At 50.4% G+C, this 16,519-nt stretch carries 19 protein-coding genes, 2 rRNA genes and 1 riboswitch; of the genes, 13 read left to right on the forward strand and 8 right to left on the reverse strand.

The genetic code is table 11. The features are described from left to right. Positions 1–5 precede the first annotated feature (5 nt). The 3 genes from OMQ46_RS13420 to OMQ46_RS13430 are packed head-to-tail and all read right to left on the reverse strand — an operon-like array spanning position 6 to position 1,722. Positions 6–704: a phosphoadenylyl-sulfate reductase gene (locus OMQ46_RS13420; RefSeq protein WP_266237614.1), complete on the reverse strand. Its 699-nt coding sequence runs from the start codon at positions 702–704 to the stop codon at positions 6–8. Further along, positions 701–934, reverse strand: a complete 234-nt coding sequence (locus tag OMQ46_RS13425) for a sulfurtransferase TusA family protein (RefSeq protein WP_266237615.1) — start codon at positions 932–934, stop codon at positions 701–703. Before OMQ46_RS13425 ends, OMQ46_RS13420 begins: the two co-directional genes overlap by 4 nt. After that, positions 922–1,722, reverse strand: coding sequence for a sulfite exporter TauE/SafE family protein (locus tag OMQ46_RS13430; protein ID WP_266237616.1), 801 nt, complete (start codon positions 1,720–1,722; stop codon positions 922–924). Before OMQ46_RS13430 ends, OMQ46_RS13425 begins: the two co-directional genes overlap by 13 nt. A 106-nt stretch (positions 1,723–1,828) precedes the next feature. Between OMQ46_RS13430 and cysB the strand changes: the two genes are divergently transcribed. The 7 genes from cysB (at position 1,829) to hxpB (ending at position 7,819) form a co-directional block, all read left to right on the forward strand. After that, positions 1,829–2,749 carry an HTH-type transcriptional regulator CysB gene (gene cysB, locus OMQ46_RS13435; RefSeq protein ID WP_266237617.1) on the forward strand — a complete coding sequence of 307 codons (921 nt, stop codon included), beginning with the start codon at positions 1,829–1,831 and terminating at the stop codon, positions 2,747–2,749. 95 nt (positions 2,750–2,844) lie between these two features. Next, entirely contained in the window at positions 2,845–3,414 is a 570-nt protein-coding gene (locus tag OMQ46_RS13440; protein ID WP_266237618.1) for an SRPBCC family protein, read from the forward strand. Between the two features lie 92 nt (positions 3,415–3,506). Continuing rightward, entirely contained in the window at positions 3,507–3,821 is a 315-nt protein-coding gene (locus OMQ46_RS13445; RefSeq protein WP_266237619.1) for a hypothetical protein, read from the forward strand. A 78-nt stretch (positions 3,822–3,899) separates the two neighbouring features. Then, positions 3,900–4,003, forward strand: a riboswitch (TPP riboswitch). Between the two features lie 60 nt (positions 4,004–4,063). Continuing rightward, positions 4,064–6,196 (forward strand): TonB-dependent receptor, encoded by a 2,133-nt coding sequence (locus OMQ46_RS13450; RefSeq protein WP_266237621.1) that lies wholly within the window; start codon positions 4,064–4,066, stop codon positions 6,194–6,196. A gap of 51 nt (positions 6,197–6,247) precedes the next feature. Next, the gene (locus tag OMQ46_RS13455; protein ID WP_266237622.1) at positions 6,248–6,505 is read left to right on the forward strand and encodes a YkoF family thiamine/hydroxymethylpyrimidine-binding protein; all 258 of its coding nucleotides are present in this window, start codon (positions 6,248–6,250) and stop codon (positions 6,503–6,505) included. Between the two features lie 33 nt (positions 6,506–6,538). Next, positions 6,539–7,132, forward strand: a complete 594-nt coding sequence (gene pnuC / locus OMQ46_RS13460; protein WP_266237623.1) for a nicotinamide riboside transporter PnuC — start codon at positions 6,539–6,541, stop codon at positions 7,130–7,132. 15 nt (positions 7,133–7,147) lie between these two features. Beyond that, a complete protein-coding gene (hxpB, locus tag OMQ46_RS13465; protein WP_266237624.1) occupies positions 7,148–7,819 on the forward strand; it encodes a hexitol phosphatase HxpB in 672 nt (223 codons plus the stop codon). A 7-nt stretch (positions 7,820–7,826) separates the two neighbouring features. Here the strand turns inward: hxpB and OMQ46_RS13470 are convergent, their stop codons facing one another. From OMQ46_RS13470 to mtnA, 3 genes are read right to left on the reverse strand one after another with little or no spacing between them, the layout of a single operon-like run. Further along, positions 7,827–8,711 (reverse strand): phosphotransferase, encoded by an 885-nt coding sequence (locus OMQ46_RS13470; RefSeq protein WP_266237626.1) that lies wholly within the window; start codon positions 8,709–8,711, stop codon positions 7,827–7,829. Between the two features lie 32 nt (positions 8,712–8,743). Next, on the reverse strand, positions 8,744–9,418 hold the full coding sequence (locus OMQ46_RS13475) for an SDR family oxidoreductase (protein WP_266237628.1): 675 nt from the start codon (positions 9,416–9,418) through the stop codon (positions 8,744–8,746). Continuing rightward, positions 9,415–10,470, reverse strand: coding sequence for an S-methyl-5-thioribose-1-phosphate isomerase (gene mtnA, locus OMQ46_RS13480; RefSeq protein WP_266237629.1), 1,056 nt, complete (start codon positions 10,468–10,470; stop codon positions 9,415–9,417). The genes OMQ46_RS13475 and mtnA overlap by 4 nt, the downstream gene beginning before the upstream one ends. Positions 10,471–10,571: 101 nt before the next feature. Between mtnA and OMQ46_RS13485 the strand changes: the two genes are divergently transcribed. From OMQ46_RS13485 to OMQ46_RS13510, 6 genes are all read left to right on the forward strand, one after another. Beyond that, positions 10,572–11,894 (forward strand): TRZ/ATZ family hydrolase, encoded by a 1,323-nt coding sequence (locus tag OMQ46_RS13485; RefSeq protein WP_266237632.1) that lies wholly within the window; start codon positions 10,572–10,574, stop codon positions 11,892–11,894. Beyond that, positions 11,891–12,598 carry a bifunctional 2-polyprenyl-6-hydroxyphenol methylase/3-demethylubiquinol 3-O-methyltransferase UbiG gene (ubiG, locus tag OMQ46_RS13490; protein ID WP_266237633.1) on the forward strand — a complete coding sequence of 236 codons (708 nt, stop codon included), beginning with the start codon at positions 11,891–11,893 and terminating at the stop codon, positions 12,596–12,598. Before OMQ46_RS13485 ends, ubiG begins: the two co-directional genes overlap by 4 nt. A gap of 1 nt (position 12,599) precedes the next feature. Further along, on the forward strand, positions 12,600–13,253 hold the full coding sequence (gene gph / locus OMQ46_RS13495) for a phosphoglycolate phosphatase (protein WP_266237634.1): 654 nt from the start codon (positions 12,600–12,602) through the stop codon (positions 13,251–13,253). Continuing rightward, positions 13,244–14,515, forward strand: a complete 1,272-nt coding sequence (rmuC, locus tag OMQ46_RS13500; RefSeq protein WP_266237636.1) for a DNA recombination protein RmuC — start codon at positions 13,244–13,246, stop codon at positions 14,513–14,515. The genes gph and rmuC overlap by 10 nt, the downstream gene beginning before the upstream one ends. Then, positions 14,508–15,410 (forward strand): squalene synthase HpnC, encoded by a 903-nt coding sequence (gene hpnC, locus OMQ46_RS13505; protein ID WP_266237637.1) that lies wholly within the window; start codon positions 14,508–14,510, stop codon positions 15,408–15,410. Before rmuC ends, hpnC begins: the two co-directional genes overlap by 8 nt. Positions 15,411–15,534: 124 nt before the next feature. Then, positions 15,535–15,918, forward strand: coding sequence for a cupin domain-containing protein (locus OMQ46_RS13510; RefSeq protein WP_266237638.1), 384 nt, complete (start codon positions 15,535–15,537; stop codon positions 15,916–15,918). Between the two features lie 284 nt (positions 15,919–16,202). Here the strand turns inward: OMQ46_RS13510 and rrf are convergent. Both rrf and OMQ46_RS13520 read right to left on the reverse strand, forming a co-directional pair. After that, positions 16,203–16,317: ribosomal RNA gene (rrf, locus tag OMQ46_RS13515) — 5S ribosomal RNA — on the reverse strand. 97 nt (positions 16,318–16,414) lie between these two features. Further along, positions 16,415–16,519: ribosomal RNA gene (locus tag OMQ46_RS13520) — 23S ribosomal RNA — on the reverse strand; the annotation flags it as partial.

Consider the following 16,519-nt stretch of genomic DNA (forward strand, 5'->3'; position numbering starts at 1 on the left):
CTCTGTTATTTCGATTTGACGTGTAAGCCACATTCTTTAGTTTCAGGGTTTTCCCACCACCAGCGGCCAGCGCGAATATCTTCACCGGCGGTAATCGCACGGGTGCAGGGCGCACAGCCGATGCTGGCATAACCTTCATCATGCAGTTTGTTGTAAGGCACCTCGAAGGCGCGGATATAAGCCCAGACATTACCGTTTGACCAGTCGGTCAGTGGACTGAATTTCTGCAGACCATGATCTTCATCCCATTCGGACACCGGCAGTTCCGCCCGTGTCACCGACTGGGAACGGCGCATCCCGGTGAGCCAGGCTTTTTTGCCTGCAAGGGCCCGGTTGAGTGGTTGCACTTTGCGGATACCACAGCATTGCTTGCGCATCTCGACACTGTCATAAAAGGCATTGGGACCGTTACTGGTCACAAAGGCTTCAATCTGAGCAGTATCCGGGTAATAGACCTGCACTTCTTTCTGGTAGTGCGTCTTTACTTCCTGCATTAATTCGTAGGTTTCTTTGGGCAACCGGCCGGTGTCAAGCGTGAAGACTTCAATGCCCGGTGCATGCTTGCAGATCAAGTCCAGCAACACCATGTCTTCAGCACCGAAACTGGTTGCCAGTACCGCAGGACTGTAGTCCCGTTCGATTTCTTTAAGTACCTCGATCACGGCCTCAATTTTATTAGCCAGAGCAGGTTTGATATCAGTCATCGTTTTTTTCTCACACGAATAGTTGTGGTCAGCCCCTCTTCGGCTACGACCTCACATTGCTGGCCATCCTGGCGCAGACTTTTCAATACTTCAGTCACAGCGTCACCGCTGTTGACCCACAGCTCGATGTCCTGCTCGAGCTCGATATGGCTGATGGCCTCGCGAGCCTTGATGTAATGCATCGGGCAGCCATACTGAGTCAGATCTATTGGACCGGTCAAAACAGACATTTTATGCCTACCAGAACCAGAATAACGGCCAACAGTGGACGCATGACCTGATCTGAAATGCGAACCCCCAGGTGACTGCCGATAAGAATTCCCGGCAACGAGCCGGCGAGCAGGTACAGTAACAACGACCAGTCGACAGTACCCACGGCCGAGTGGCCCAGGCCGGCAACAAAAGTCAGAGGCACCGCATGCGCAATGTCGGTAGCCACGATCTCAACGCCTTTCATTCTGGGGTACAGAAACAGCAGAATGACCGCGCCCAGCGCACCCGCACCTACCGAGGAGATGGTCACCATCACACCCAGGCCAGCGCCGGTTAATACGGTAAACATGGCCTTGTGGCCTTCATCCTGTCTCAGTTTGTACAGCGCATTGACCACGGGGTGACCTTCCTGCGCCCTGAGCAGGCGACCAATCCAGCCTTTTAACAGCAAGGCACTGGAGGTCAGGATCAAAGCTACCCCCAATGCTTTGGTGATGATCTCGCTGTGCTCACCCTCATGCATCCCGGTCTGGTTCATCACCCATAAGGTCAGCAATGTCGCTGGAATACTGCCAGCCGCCAGAGTCCAGACTACTTTCCATTTTACAACACCGTGGCGCCAGTAAGCCCAGATACCGCCAGACTTGGTTATGGCGGCGAACAACAGGTCAGTACCAACAGCGATAGCAGGCTGGATGGAAAAACCGAAAATCAGGATTGGGGTCATTAGCGAACCACCGCCCACGCCGGTCATGCCGACCATAATGCCGACAAACAAACCTGCCAGAATAAAGCCCCATTCCATATAGGTCTTCGCCTTGTCTATTCCAAAGAGCTGACAAGTTTACCAAAGCGTAATATTCTATCAATGAATATTATCTACTATCGTTATAACGAAAAGATATAAAGCTATGAAGATACAGCAACTCAAATATGTGCGCGAGGTGGCTCGTCGAGGCCTGAGTATCTCGGCGGCAGCGAACGCCCTGCATGCTTCTCAACCCGGTGTCAGTAACCAGGTTCAGCAGCTGGAAGAAGAGTTGGGACTGCAGATATTTGAACGTCATGGAAAACGTCTGACGGGGATTACGCCGGTCGGCAAGTCGGTTATCGATATGGCTGAGCGGGTATTGCAGGATGTCGACAATATTCGCCAGCTGGCGGCGGACTGCCGCAGTGACCAGACTGGCACCCTGTCAATTGGCACCACCCATACGCAGGCCCGTTATGCCCTGCCTTCCGCCATCAAGCAGTTTTCCGAGCGCTATCCCAATGTGCATCTTAATATGGTGCAGGGCACACCACCCGAGGTCGCTGAAATGGCGGCAACCGGGCGGGTCGATATTGCCATTGCGACTGAAGGTCTGGCTCAGTTCGAGCAGTTGGCTATTCTGCCCTGCTATCAATGGAACCGTTGTGTTGTCGTGCCCCCGGCGCATCCCCTGCTGGCGTTAGACAAGTTGAGCCTTGAAGCAATAGCCGATTACCCGATTCTCACTTATGTGATGGGTTTCACTGGTCGAGCGCAACAGGATCAATCTTTTATCGAAAAAGGCCTGCATCCCAACGTCGTGTTCACCGCCACCGATGCCGACGTGATTAAGACCTATGTCGAGCTGGAGCTGGGCATCGGCATTATCGCCAACATGGCATTTGATCCGGTGAAAGATGCACCGCTTCAGGCCATTGATGCCAGCCACCTGTTCCGACCCAGCACTACCCATCTGGGCATCCGTAAAGGCAGCTATCTGCGAGGCTATATGTATGCCTTTATTGAGTATTTTGCTTCACACCTGGATCGGGAAGCTGTCAGCAAGGCAATTGAGATATAGGACTAATTCACATTGTGGCCCGGGCAAAAAGCTGCTAATTTTCTGGGCTGCTGCTTGCAGCATAAAACACAATAATCGAAATATTAGGACTAATCATGAAGCAATTACTCAAAGCCCTGCTGCTGAGCCTGGCACTACTGCCGGCACTGGCTTTCGCCCACGGCGCGCCCCGCATTACTGTTGAAGAGAGCATTGTCATCAACGCTGATCCAGCTACTGTGTGGAATGCAGTCAAAGATTTTAATAACGCACACAGCTGGATTCCGGTTGTGAAATCAACCGAAGCGACAGGCGGCAATGAAAAAGGTGCTACCCGTACCCTGACACTGCAAAACGGTGCCACCATCTCTGAAGAACTGGATAAGTTTGATGAAGAGAAAATGACCTATAAATACGAAATCACCGACATCAGCAAAGCCGGTGAAGTTGATGACCATGGTGAAATGCACGAAGTCCCCGCTTTCCCTGTCAGCAAATATAAATCATGGGTCAGTGTCAAAGCGGTTGATGGCGGTAGTAAAGTCAGCTGGAAAGGTAAGTTCTTCCGTGCTTATCACGGCAACCATCACCCACCCAAAGAACTGGATGATGATGCAGCGAAAAATGCCGTCACCGGTCTTTACACCAGCACACTGGAAAGCCTGAAAGCCAGCCTGGAAAAATAAGCTTTCAATGCATTCAGAGGAAGGCACCTGCGGGTGCCTTTTTTCTTTTGGCAGGCCTATAATGAGATTGTGTTCTTTGAGCCAATGACTGTATGAACAACAAGTTGCACAATATCCATCAAATTATCAGTGAGATTGCCAACAAACTCGCAGAGGGCGACCAGCATTTAATCAGCAGCCTGCAACAGGAACTCGATAATCTGCTCCTGCATTCGCCTGAAGACGATACCGGCCCTTCAACACCACACCCGGACAAAGCCAGTGGCTGTTATAAATTCGGTGACGATCCGGATTATTACTGCCCGCATTGCTTTGATAATCTGCAACAGAAAATTTCCACCCAAAGGCTGAACCGGCAACTACGCGTCTGTCCCCAGTGCCGTTCAAGTCTACGACCTCTGCAATAAGCTCTGCGGGCTGGTCAAAGTCTGACCATTAAAATAAAATGGGCACATACAAACGGAAGTGCTTCATTCAATTAACGGACTATTGCCTCGGGGTGGCCTCGCGCCTGAGATATCTCAACAGAGAGAACCCGATGAACCTGATCCAGATAATACTGGCGTAGGGACAGGCTGATTCTCGACTTTAGCTGATTTAGTCGGTCTTCGTTGTTGCTGTCCCAACGCTTTATGCCACGAGGATAGCTATGAAACGTTCCACTCTTGCACTGGCCTGTGCCAGCGCGATGCTTTCTGTTCCATCTTGGGCAGAAATCACCCCGGCAGAACTGCCGTCTATGATTATCAGTGCCGACTTTCGTCCCAACGAAGCCCAGGAAACCCCGGTCAGCCTCACCACCATCGATGATGAAGTCATCGAATCCCGCGGTGCCCAGCATCTTGAAGATGTACTGAATCTGGCACCCAATGTGAATATCTCCAGTGGTGCTGCCCGTGGACAATATTTTCAGATTCGCGGTATTGGCGAGCGCAGTCAGTTCTCTGCACCGATTAATCCATCGGTTGGTTTGTTAATTGATGGGATTGATTTCAGCCGCACCGGTGGTGCTGCCACCCTATTTGATATTGAAACCGTTGAAATCCTGCGCGGTCCTCAGGGTACCAAATTCGGCACCAACGCCCTCGCCGGTGTCATCAATATGAAGAGCACTGAGCCAAGTAATGAATTCGATATGCATGTCGAAACCGGTGTGGCTGAATACAATACCCGAAATGTCGGTGTGGCAGTCGGTGGGCCGCTGGTCAAAGACTCGCTACTGGGCCGTTTTTCAGTCTACAGCCATCAATCCGATGGCTACATGGACAATCAGTTTTTAGGTAAAGACGATGTTCAGGATCACGATGAGATTACTGCCCGTGGTCACCTGAAATGGCTGGTGAACTCTGACCTGACGGTAGACCTGAACCTGCTACATCTGGACATTGATAATGGCTATGATGCTTTCACCCTTGATAACAGTCGTGACAGCCAATCAGATATGCCCGGTGAGGACAGTCAAAACACGACTGCTTTGGCATTAAAAACGGATTATCGGGCGAGTAGCGCACTGCAATTACAATCCAATGTGACCTATGTGAAGTCAGACTTGACATACAGCTACGATGCAGACTGGACTAACGCGCAAGCCAACCAGGCGTTTTTTGATACTTTAACGCCAATACAACAGGCAAACTGTCAGGATAATGATTTTGATAATGATGCGTTTTGTCCCTACAACGCTTTCGAGGAATTTAATCGAGATCGGGAAAACTACTCTGTCGAATTAAAAGCCCTCTCCAATGAAAATGGCTGGATTTTCAATAACACAACCGAATGGGCGGTCGGGGTGTATTTCCTTTCACAGGATGAAGAACTAGATCTGAACTCGGATTTCGGTAATCTGGATAATGACTACGAAACCAGAAACACAGCACTGTTCGGTCAGCTTGATACGCATCTGACCGATAAGCTGACTTTGATCACGGGCTTGCGAATCGAATACTTTGAAGCTGACTACAAAGACTCCAATGCACTTGATATCGATACCAGCGAACGTCTGTTCGGTGGCAAGCTGGGGCTTAACTATCAAATTAATGATGACCACATGACCTATACCTCATTGTCGCGTGGGTATAAATCCGGTGGCGTTAATAACAATGACGCACTGCCGGACAGCAAACGTGAATTCGACACCGAATATATGTGGAGCCTGGAAACCGGCCTTAAATCACGCTGGCTGGATGGCGATCTGATTACCAACATTGCGGCTTTCTATTCATTGCGTCGCGATGCTCAGGTGAAGAGCTCGGTGTTTGTTGGTGGCGGCGAATTTGAAGACTCAATCGCTAACGCGGCTCGCGGTAAAAACTTCGGTCTGGAAGCTGATTTTGACTGGTTAATGAGCCAGGATTTCCGCCTGTTTGGTGCACTAGGTCTGCTTCGTGCTGAGTTCGATGAGTATGAAAACCCGGACATCTCCAGCAACGATATTGAAGGTCGCCGCCAGGCACATGCCCCGAACTATCAATTCACGCTGGGAGGCGAATATTACCTGACTCCCAACCTGACTTTGCGTGCCAATATGGAAGGCAAGGATGACTTTTATTTTTCCAACAGTCATAACTCAAAATCAGGCTCATATGTCATCTACAACGCCAGTCTGGCTTATCAAAAAGACAACTGGAAGGTCACCCTATGGGGGCGTAACCTGTTTGATAAGGATTACTACACCCGTGGCTTTTTCTTCGGTAATGATCCTCGAATCAACTACGCTAATCGCACATACAAACAGTTCGGTGATCCCCGCGTTGTCGGTCTGACCGTCAGCTACGATTATTAATTCATAGCTTGAGGGCTCCGTTGAGCCCTCTTTTTATTAAGGAGTTTTACTATGCGTGTTTCAGTCGATATCAGCCTTTATCCGCTGACAGAGCACTATGCTGACCCTATTCTGGCCTTTATCGATAAACTGGAAAATAACCCTAAGCTCAATATTTCACGTAATAACCTGAGCACCCAGGTTTTTGGTGAATACCGCGATGTGATGGACGCCATGGACAGCGAAATTGAAGCTGTATTCAATCAGCTTCCGCACAGTGTGTTTGTATTGAAAATGATCGGTACTGACCGTTATCAGGTCGAAGACTAGCGTTCTATGTGGGATGCGATGCTAAAGGGCCTGATGGCCTTATCAGGCTGGGAGGTTTTTGCCGCCCTGCTGGGCGTGGGCTATATTGTTTTCGCTGCCCGCGAATCACAGTGGTGCTGGCCGATGGCCTTTGTCAGCACGCTAATCTATACCTTGCTGTTCTGGGATGGTCAGCTTCCCATGCAGGCACTACTGAACTTTTACTATATGGGCATGGCGATATACGGCTACCTTCTGTGGCGTCAGCATAAACAGAAAGAGAATGATATCGCCATTCATAGCTGGCCTTTGTCCTATCACCTGGCTTTTCTGGTGATAGGTAGTCTGTTGACCTGGCTGATTGGTCATTACCTGTGGGCGATTGAAGCCTCTCAGAACCCTTATCTGGATGCCGGCGTTACCGTCTTTTCAGTGCTCAATACCTGGTTGATGGCACGAAAAGTTCTGCAGAACTGGCTTTACTGGATCATTATCGATGCCGCCGCGGTGGTGCTCTATCTGGAAACCGGCTTTTATGCCACGGTGGCTTTGTTTTCACTGTATACCGTGCTCGCCAGCGTCGGTTTTATCAACTGGATCCGGCTTTATCGTCAGCAAAACACGCTCTCACCTACTGCCAATCATTAAAAGAACCTGTATCCAATGAAAGCTGTTATTTTTGATATGGATGGACTGTTAATTGACAGTGAACCCATGTGGAAATCCGCTGAGGAGCAGGTGTTTTCGGCATTAGGCGTTGAGGTCAGTGATCAACTTGCCTCATTCACCGCCTCCATGACCACGCGAGAAGTCACTGAATTCTGGTTCTCCCATTTCCCATGGCAAAATCGCAGTCTGGAAAGTGTAGAAAAAGAGGTCATAGAGCGGGTCGGTGCACTTATCCAACAGGATGGGATTGCAAAGAGGGGCGTTTTGCAAATCATCAAAATGCTAAAGCAACATGAGTGCAAAATTGGCCTTGCCACGAATGCCCCGCAATCTCTGGTTCCACTGGTACTCGAAAAACTGGAGATAGCTGACTACTTCGATTGTACGGTCTCATCCTCTGAGGTGGATCAGGGCAAACCCAATCCTGATGTTTATCTCTTAGCACTGGATAAACTGGGTGTCTCTGCTACCGAGACGCTGGCTTTTGAAGACTCGGCCTCCGGACTCAAGGCGGCGACAGCGGCTAAAATAAGAACCATTGTGGTACCTGGCATTCAGGATTTTGAAGACGCTGACTTTGAGGAAGCTGAACTCAAAATACGCCACCTGGAAGAATTTAATGCTGAACGCTTTTATAAGCTTTGCCAGCCAGTCACATTAAGTTGAACAGAGATTATTTGAATCTGATCTGAGTTTGCATCCATTTGTTGATATCAGTCTCACCCAGCGCATTCATCAAAAACAGCAGCAGGCGGTAAACTGGCCTGACAGCATTCAGATCGGGCATGGGCTGATATTGCTGATAGACCATGGCAAAGCGTGCAGCTTGTGCTTCGCTCAGCTGATACTCGATTAATACCAGCTCTAACTCGGGCGGTGCCATCACAAAAGCATCAATATCAACCAGGGTCGTGAGTCTGCCAGCGCTGTGCAGGTATTGATCCCACCGATTATCGAGCATAACAGGAGAAAAGCGTGACGGCGTGATCTGTTCAATCTCAGACATCACCCTGTACAACCAGGGTTCGCCGATTTTTAACTGTCTGCTGAAACGCAAAAATGTTTTTATCAATTGCTCCGGCCAGCGTTGCGGTGGATGGTGGGGATGAGTCAAAAGCCCCCAGTTCAAATCCGCCTGTTGATGCAACCTGGCAATATGACGGGCAAAATCACTCACCATTGACAGCGACAGGTTCTCTGCGCCCAGGCTTTCGCCACTGGCAAAACGGCTAAGTACAAAGCCCGGCAATTCTGCACTCGGTGCTGCAGAATCCACCACCTCAGGAATGTGCAGCAGACCATGCTGATGGATAATGCGGCGGATCTGCACTGCATTGGCCAACTCATCGGTCAGGGAGAAGTCAAACAAGCTCTGCATCACCTGCCAGGTTGCCGAAGATGCCAGCCGGCCAGGGTCACAGACTTTCAGGATTAACGGCCCGTCCGTTGTCTGACAGTGCCATAACTGATGCGTGCTGTCTTCAAACATGGCAGGTAGCAGCGCGGCGTCGATAAGCCGGGGCCAGTGCTTATTAGATGCAAATAGTGATTCCGGCACAGCCGCGTCCCTGCAGCTGATAGCCTTGGGAGTTACCAAGGTAGCCGTTCACCATTGGTGTGCCAGAATCCACCACTGGTATCAAGCGTTAGCTCTTCCATACGCTTAATCAGCCCGGATGCTGACTCATCAGGATCGATCAACCCGCCGTGGCCTGTCATATCTGTACGCACCCAGCCCGGATGCAGAATCGCGACAGCAATACCCCTGGGTTTAAGATCTACAGACAAGGATTTTCCGGCTGCATTAACGGCGGCTTTGGACATCCGGTAAGCATAGCTGCCGCCGGAATCATTATCGTCAATCGAACCCATGCGGCTGGTGATAATGCCGACCTTGCTGCCTTCATGCAGATTGGGCAGCAGTGCCTGAGTCACTAATAAAGGTCCCAGACTATTCACCCGGTACATTCTGATAAAACTGTCGACTGCAGCGTCATCAATATCACCAAGACCAATACCGCCGGCAATACCGGCATTATTAATTAACCAGTCGATATTACGGCCTTTAAGTGTATCCGCCAGTTTGGCGAGACTGGTCGGTTCACTGACCTCGACATCTTCAATGATTTCGACATTGAGATCTTTCAATTCTTTCGAGGCATGTCGGCAACTAGCAATGACATGCATGCCTTTGGCCGATAGTTGCCGGCATAGCTCAAGACCAATCCCGCGGTTGGTGCCGGTGATGAGTACTGTTTCAGTCATGGTTCCTCCCCTTTAAGCGTTAACATTTTTTCTGTTGTTGGCGACAGGATAACACCCACTTCGGTAACAATGGCGTCAATCAAGGCAGCCGGTGTCACATCAAACGCCGGGTTTATCGCATTGACATTGGCAGGCGCAATGGGTTCACGGTAGATATGTGTCACCTCCTCGCTTAGACGCTGTTCAATTGGAATGCCGCTGCCATCAGGGATATCCCAGTCTATGGTTGATGTTGGCGCCACCACCATCATTTTGACCTTGTGATAGCGAGCCAGTACTGCCAGAGAATAGGTACCGATTTTGTTGGCAGTATCCCCATTGGCGGCGATACGGTCAGCACCGACAATCACCCAGTCCAGTTTTCCGGAAGCCATCAACAAAGCCGCCGCCGAATCGGCCTGTAGGGTCATGGGGATAGCATCCTGCATCAATTCCCAGGCGGTCAAACGGCTTCCCTGTAACCAGGGACGGGTTTCATCCACATAAACATGGTCAATCTTACCTTCGGCATAGCCCTGCCGAATCACACCAAGCGCTGTGCCAAACCCGGCTGTCGCCAGCGCCCCGGCATTGCAGTGAGTCAGCACCTTACTCTGGCTATCCAGCAGCGCTGCACCGCTCTGACCCATTGCGCGGTTTGCGGCCACATCCTGCTCATGCATTTTTCTGGCTTCAGTCAGCAACGCGGTTTCCGGTGATTCGCCATCTGGCAGGTTCAGGTAAAACTGGCGCATATGCTCTATCGCCCAGAAGAGATTGACCGCTGTCGGGCGGGCATTCTCCAGTCTCGCCAGAGGGGCGGTCATCGCCTGTTTCCAGGTTACACCGGCTGTATGCCAGGCCTGTCTGCCAGCAAGTACGACACCATAAGCCGCCGTCACGCCAATCGCAGGCGCCCCCCGCACCACCATCATGGTAATGGCTTCAGCAACCTGATCCGGATGGTCATACTCCAGCCATTCCTGCCGCTGCGGCAGTTGGCGTTGGTCCAATAAAAAAAGGCGTTCATCCCGCCATTGAATCGGTTCGATTGTGCTCGTTATTTTTGTCAAAAATGAACTCCTCATTACCGCCCGGCAAACCATTGGCTACCGTGAACTAATTAAGGTGACAAGGTAGGTTTTTACCCTGTGTCGACGGTATAATCAGCTGCATGCAAACCGTCGATATGATTATCAATGCGCGCTGGCTTGTGCCAGTTAACGCTTCAAAGCAGGTGCTGGAAAACCAGGCCATCATCATTAAAGATAGCCGTATTGTAGCGCTTCTTCCCATTGACGAAGCAAAACAGCAATACAGTGCCGCGTCCATACACGACATGGATCAGCACTGTCTGATTCCCGGGCTTATTAATAATCACGCACACAGTGCCATGAGCCTGTTTAGGGGATTGGCTGATGACCTGCCATTAATGAGCTGGCTCAATGATCATATCTGGCCGGCGGAGGGCAAGTTTGTCGGTGACGGCTTTGTAGAAGCCGGCACAGCTCTGGCGGTGGCTGAAATGCTGCGTGGTGGCACCACCTGCGTCAATGATATGTATTTCTTCCCGGAAGCGACCGCCCGCATTATCGATAAAAGTGGTATGCGGGCCAGTCTGGGCATGCTGGTTATTGAGTTTCCTACCAACTGGGCAGCCAGTGTCGATGAGTATCTGCACAAAGGCCAGCAATTACATGATCGTTATCGGCACCACACCCGTATCAGCACCAGTTACGCACCGCATGCACCCTACACCGTCGCCAATAAGACTTTCGAATCTATTCTGATTAATGCCGAAGAGATGGATCTACCCATTCATATGCATATTCACGAGACGGCGGCCGAAGTCTCAGCCAGTGTCGAAGAGTTCGGCATGCGGCCACTGGAACGTTTACGTGATATCGGTTTGCTGTCACCGCGCCTGATTGCCGTGCATATGACACAACTGAATGACCAGGAAATGGACTGGTGCAGCGAAGCGGGTGTTCACATCGCTCACTGCCCGGAGTCCAATCTGAAACTGGCCAGCGGCTTCTGCCCGGTGGCAGAACTCGATCGTAGAAGCGTGAATATCAGCATTGGCACCGATGGTGCAGCATCCAATAATGATCTCGATATGTTCGGTGAAATGCGACAGGCAGCATTGCTGGCCAAGGCAGTTGCCAAAGATCCCAGCAGCATTCCCGCGCATAAGGCACTGGAAATGGCCACGATTAATGCAGCCAAATCGATGGCAATGGATGACAGAATCGGTTCAATTGAAGTCGGGAAATTCGCTGACCTTGTTGCTGTCGATATGCATTCCATCGAGACCCAGCCATTTTATGACGTGGTTTCACAACTGGTTTACGCGACTGGCCGTGATAAAGTGACAGATGTCTGGGTTGCCGGTAGACAGTTACTCAAAGACCGGCAGTTAACGACACTGGATGAAAGCAAAGTGATCCAGGATGCCCGTCAATGGGCAAACTCCATTAAGCAGGCTGAACAATGAGCGAACAACACCTTAATGTCGATCCCAATGAAGTGGCCAAATTCGAGGCGCTGGCCAGCAGTTGGTGGGATCTGGAAGGCCAGTCCAAACCGCTGCATGAAATAAATCCGCTTCGACTGGGGTATATTGCCGACCGCTGCAGACTGCAGGATGCCAATGTGATTGATGTTGGTTGTGGCGGCGGCATTCTCTCTGAAGCGCTCGCTAAAAGTGGTGCCAATGTGACTGGTATCGATATGGGTGATATGCCACTGGATATTGCCAAACTGCACGCGATGGAAAACGGACTGGAGATTCATTATCAGCAATCTACCGCCGAAGCCATGGCAAGCGAACATGCTGGTGAATTTGATGTCGTTACCTGTCTCGAAATGCTGGAACACGTGCCCGATCCGGCCGCGATCATTCAAGCCTGCGCCGATCTGGTCAAACCGGGTGGCGATGTATTTTTCTCCACCCTGAACCGTCACCCCAAGGCGTATCTTCTGGCTATCGTCGGTGCGGAATATGTCATGAACATGCTGCCCAAAGGTACCCATGACTATAAACGCTTTATCCGCCCCGCAGAATTGGCAAGCTGGTGCCGTCAGGCAGGCCTTCAGGTGAAGGATATCAGTGGCATGAGTTATAACCCGCTGAGCAGAGAATTCAGCCTGAGCAAGGATGTGAAAGTGAACTACTTGGTTCACTGCCGAAAAATTTAATATGTCGAGATTTGATGTTGTTTTCTTCGACCTCGATGGCACCCTGGTCGACACTGCTCCCGATCTGGCTTACGCCCTGAATCAAGTGCTGCAGCAGGAAGGCCGGGCTCCCCTGCCCTATGAAGCGATTCGTGCCGTCGCCAGTCATGGCAGCCCCGGACTCTTGAGTCTGGCCTTTGGTATCACAACCGATAACCCTGAGTTTGCCTCATTACAACAGCGCTTCGTGCAGCTTTATCAGGACAACCTGACGCGCGAATCCAATCTGTTTGAAGGCATGCAGACAGTCATCGACAAACTCGAAGATATGGGAAAAAAATGGGGAGTGATTACTAACAAACCGGCTTTTCTAACCGAGCCGCTTATGGCGGGTCTTAATCTTCAACAACGTGCAGCCTGTATCGTCAGCGGCGACACCACAGCGCAGAGCAAACCGCATCCAGCACCTATGCTGCATGCCTGCAAACTCGTGAACATAGAACCGACTGACTGTGTTTATATCGGTGATGCTGAACGAGATATTATCGCCGGTCGCAATGCCGATATGCATACGCTTGTGGCTCGATATGGTTACCTCGGTGATGACGACCGGCCAGAAAACTGGCAGGCTGATGGCATGATTAATCATCCGGAAGAATTGCTGCAATGGCTGTAGACTCTCCAATCATGATCACAGTGTTAATACTCACTGCGGCCCTCGCTGGCGCCCTGGTTGTGTATCTGTTGCGTGAAAAAGTCATCCGCAGGCTGGAGCGTGAAAACACCGAATTGTCGCTCAGCCTCGAGCTTGAGAAAAAACAACAAAAACAGCTGGACGATATGCTTCAGCAGACCCAGGCACAGCTGGCGAATACCTTCAATCAGCTATCCAATGAAGCACTCAGTCGCAACAACAACAGTTTCCTGAAACTGGCAGAAGAGAATCTCAAGCGGTTTCAAAGTGAGGCCAAGGCCGACTTAAGCAGTCGCGAGAAAGCAATTGAACAACTGGTCAAACCAATCAGCGACGCTTTGCAGCAGACCACCAAGCAAATCCACGATATAGAAAAAGAGCGCAAGGAAAGTTACGGCAGCCTGCGTACCACCATTGATCAGATGACTAAAAGCCAGCAGCAGTTGCAACTGGAAACACAGAATCTGGTACAGGCGCTGCGTCGTCCTGAGGTGCGTGGTCAATGGGGTGAAATGACACTGCGTCGTCTGGCTGAGTTAAGCGGCATGGTCGCGCATTGTGACTTTTTCGAACAGACTCACACCACAACTGAAAATGGCAGTATTCGTCCTGACATGATCGTCAAGCTGCCCGAGAAACGCGATATTATCGTCGATGCGAAAACGCCGCTTGATGCTTATTTGTCAGCGATTCAGGCCAAGGAAGACAGCGAACGCCAGCGTGAGCTTAAGCGCCATGCACAGGTGATCCGCAGCCGGGTTCGGGAGCTTGCACGTAAAAACTATTGGGCGGAATACAGTAACTCACCTGAGTTTGTGGTTCTGTTTATTCCCGGTGAACAGTTCCTCGCGGCGGCACTGGAAGTCGACCCAGCGCTGCTTGAGGACAGCATGAGTCAGAATATTATTCTCGCCACGCCTACCAATTTTATTGCGCTGCTGCGGGCCGTCTCCTATGGCTGGAAACAGCAGGCCCTGGCCGAAAATGCTGAACAGATTCGTGAGCTTGGCGAAACGCTGTACAAACGCCTGTCCACATTCGGCAATCATCTGAGCAAGCTTGGCAATAGCCTGGGCAGCACCGTCAACCACTTCAACAGTGCCGTGGGTTCTTTAGAACGGCAGGTCATGCCTGGCGCCCGGAAGTTCACGGAAATGGGGATCAGCAGCAAAAACGAGATCACTGATCTGCCGCCGGTGGAACAACAGCCGCGTCAGGTTCAGCAATCCAGTGACGATGAGTAACCCTAAACTCGAGGCAGCCTATACCTTCTGTCTTGAGCTCGCCCAGTCCCATTATGAAAACTTTCCGGTCGCTTCGGTTCTGTTACCGAAACGTCTGAGACGACCTATCAGCGTTATCTATGCCTTTGCGAGGACGGCTGATGACTTTGCCGATGAAGGTAATCTCGGTCAGACAGAACGCTTAGCTAGACTTAATGGCTTCAGTCACGCGCTGGAGCAAATCAACCAGGGCCGCTATCAAGGCAATGACCCTATCTTTCTTGCCTTAGAGGATGTTATTAGCCATCACAGGCTGCCTCTTAAGCTGTTTGAGGATCTTTTAACCGCATTCAAACAGGATGTCGTCAAATCGCGTTACGCTGACTTTAATGAAGTCTTGAATTACTGCCGTTACTCAGCCAATCCGGTGGGCCGTTTATTACTGCACCTTGCGATATCACCCAGTGAACGCCAACTTCAGCAGTCAGATGCCGTTTGTACCGCATTACAGCTGATTAATTTCTATCAGGATATTGTTCAGGATTATCGAGAGCAGGATAGAATCTACATCCCGCAACAGGAACTGTCAGCTGCCGGCCTGAAAGAGCATGAGCTGGTTGCCAGCAATAGCGAATCCATTGCTGTTGTTGTCCGCAGTCTCTACCAGCGCACTACCCGACTCATGCAACAGGGTTACCTGCTAGGTGCCTCATTACGCGGCAGATTGGGCTGGGAAGTCAGAGCCATGACCTTAGGCGGTATAACTACGCTTCACCATCTTTCACAGCAAACAGATGATAATCTGCAAAGCAGACCCAGACTGACTAAGCAGCAAATGCTGTTAATTCTGTTTCTTGCCGCCTGTCCTAAAGTTTATAGCAGACACTGTGAAAAGATCTTCAACTCAATGCTATAAAGCAGTTAGAGGACAGCTTACCTCTTAAGTAGCATGATGTCCTACCCACTAAGAGTCATTGCCCCCAATATGCATCCCTGAGAAAGTCACTGTTCTATTATTTTGTTCGTTTTAAGGAGCGGGTATGAAAACAGTCTCTTTCGGTAATATTACTAAGCCCAATGTTGATCCGATCACCACTGATCTTGACGGCTGGGTACCAACAGATGGCCAGCCCACCATGAAAACCTGGCTGGAACATGTTCCAGAAGATGGTCATTTTCTGACCGGTTTCTGGGAAGCCACGCCCGGTACATACCAAGTCACCTACAACGCCGACGAAATGGTCCATATGTTTGAGGGCAAAGCGACACTGACTGACGCTGATGGCAATTCCGTTACCTATAAAGGCGGTGACAGCTTTGTGGTGGAAGCTGGTTTTAAAGGTACCTGGAAAACAGAAGAAACGGTGCGAAAGATATTTGCTATCAGAATGCCTGAGGGGGTTTCTGCACCGTTTTCTGCTTAGGTTTTATACACAAAAAGACAAGGCTCTGTTAATGAGGTTGGCCTTTCTTTTATCTATCTTGACCTGCTTTAAATGGGCACATCCTGCGCCGAGCCTTCCGGATAACTGGCGGCGTCGATATCGGTTTATCTCCAAGGATGGAGTGTATGCAAAGCCATGTATGGAACATGGCTTGTCCGGACAGATTTGTCACATGGGGACTTCCCTGAATCAAGAGAAGTCATGTCAGGGGTTTAGATATAAAAAAACCCGACTCATTTGAGTCGGGTTCTTTTTATATAAAAGCCTGGCAGTGACCTACTTTCACATGGGAACTCCCACACTATCATCGGCGCAGAGCTGTTTCACTTCTGAGTTCGGGATGGGATCAGGTGGTGCCAACTCGCTATGGCCGCCAGGCATAAACGGTATAAGCTAGCTTTCAGTCTAGCTCGTGGAATTCGGTAACAAGGGGAAAAACATCGTCTTTCCAACCCCAAGCCTAACTTGGGGTTATATGGTCAAGCCTCACGGGCAATTAGTATTGGTTAGCTTCATACATTACTGCACTTCCACACCCAACCTATCAACGTGGTAGTCTTCCACGGCCCTTCAGGGACTT

This window comes from Methylophaga sp. OBS1, assembly GCF_026319365.1.

Bases quoted from the DNA above. Each gene is read 5' to 3' on its own strand.
- OMQ46_RS13445 (WP_266237619.1), top strand. From the start codon at position 3,507: ATGAACAACAAGTTGCACAATATCCATCAAATTATCAGTGAGATTGCC.
- pnuC (WP_266237623.1), top strand. From the start codon at position 6,539: ATGGCCTTATCAGGCTGGGAGGTTTTTGCCGCCCTGCTGGGCGTGGGC.
- OMQ46_RS13425 (WP_266237615.1), bottom strand. From the start codon at position 934: ATGTCTGTTTTGACCGGTCCAATAGATCTGACTCAGTATGGCTGCCCG.
- gph (WP_266237634.1), top strand. From the start codon at position 12,600: ATGTCGAGATTTGATGTTGTTTTCTTCGACCTCGATGGCACCCTGGTC.
- OMQ46_RS13420 (WP_266237614.1), bottom strand. From the start codon at position 704: ATGACTGATATCAAACCTGCTCTGGCTAATAAAATTGAGGCCGTGATC.
- OMQ46_RS13450 (WP_266237621.1), top strand. From the start codon at position 4,064: ATGAAACGTTCCACTCTTGCACTGGCCTGTGCCAGCGCGATGCTTTCT.
- OMQ46_RS13475 (WP_266237628.1), bottom strand. From the start codon at position 9,418: ATGACTGAAACAGTACTCATCACCGGCACCAACCGCGGGATTGGTCTT.
- OMQ46_RS13430 (WP_266237616.1), bottom strand. From the start codon at position 1,722: ATGGAATGGGGCTTTATTCTGGCAGGTTTGTTTGTCGGCATTATGGTC.
- OMQ46_RS13455 (WP_266237622.1), top strand. From the start codon at position 6,248: ATGCGTGTTTCAGTCGATATCAGCCTTTATCCGCTGACAGAGCACTAT.
- OMQ46_RS13510 (WP_266237638.1), top strand. From the start codon at position 15,535: ATGAAAACAGTCTCTTTCGGTAATATTACTAAGCCCAATGTTGATCCG.
- rmuC (WP_266237636.1), top strand. From the start codon at position 13,244: ATGGCTGTAGACTCTCCAATCATGATCACAGTGTTAATACTCACTGCG.
- hpnC (WP_266237637.1), top strand. From the start codon at position 14,508: ATGAGTAACCCTAAACTCGAGGCAGCCTATACCTTCTGTCTTGAGCTC.
- ubiG (WP_266237633.1), top strand. From the start codon at position 11,891: ATGAGCGAACAACACCTTAATGTCGATCCCAATGAAGTGGCCAAATTC.
- OMQ46_RS13440 (WP_266237618.1), top strand. From the start codon at position 2,845: ATGAAGCAATTACTCAAAGCCCTGCTGCTGAGCCTGGCACTACTGCCG.
- OMQ46_RS13485 (WP_266237632.1), top strand. From the start codon at position 10,572: ATGCAAACCGTCGATATGATTATCAATGCGCGCTGGCTTGTGCCAGTT.
- hxpB (WP_266237624.1), top strand. From the start codon at position 7,148: ATGAAAGCTGTTATTTTTGATATGGATGGACTGTTAATTGACAGTGAA.
- cysB (WP_266237617.1), top strand. From the start codon at position 1,829: ATGAAGATACAGCAACTCAAATATGTGCGCGAGGTGGCTCGTCGAGGC.